The sequence below is a fragment of the Vibrio sp. 1078-1 genome (genome assembly GCF_033340475.1).
The window spans coordinates 1-507 of record NZ_JAWOWM010000973.1; the positions used below are offsets into that span (position 1 = coordinate 1).

Consider the following 507-nt stretch of genomic DNA (forward strand, 5'->3'; position numbering starts at 1 on the left):
AGCACACAACCTTAACTTCTTACATTCATAAAGATAAGCAAAGCATGACGATTACCGCGACACAAACCCGTTTCTGCCATCAAACTTGGCAGTTGGACGCTCAGATTCAACTCGTTCAAAACCACAATGAAGTGACCTACGTAGTCACCGACGTGACTCCGTTTCATCCCGTTAGCCATATCTGGCCTGATCATCCCGCGGATAAAGGCATCTTAGTATTTAATGATCAACAATTTGAAGTGATTGATTGTCAAGTTGGTGCCATTGAAGTGGCAACCGGAGAGCTATTTGTTGGAGCGGCAATCCCTGTAAAGCGCGATACAGAAGGCTGGTTATTTGTTGTCGTACATGTATTAGCGCTTGTTGACACTCTATCTCAAGGTACACGAGTGACGCTGAAAGTGGATAAAGAGTACCAACAAGCATTGAGTCGTGGACACAGTGCAGGTCATCTCGCCTACTTAGCCCTGAACAAAGTCCTCGCTGCCAGTTACTGGCGTAAAGATG

At 45.8% G+C, this 507-nt stretch carries 1 pseudogene; it reads left to right on the forward strand.

Annotation, left to right across the window (positions count from 1 at the left end):
- Nucleotides 1-44: 44 nt before the first annotated feature.
- Nucleotides 45-507: pseudogene (locus R7190_RS31155) on the forward strand (alanyl-tRNA editing protein); the annotation flags it as partial.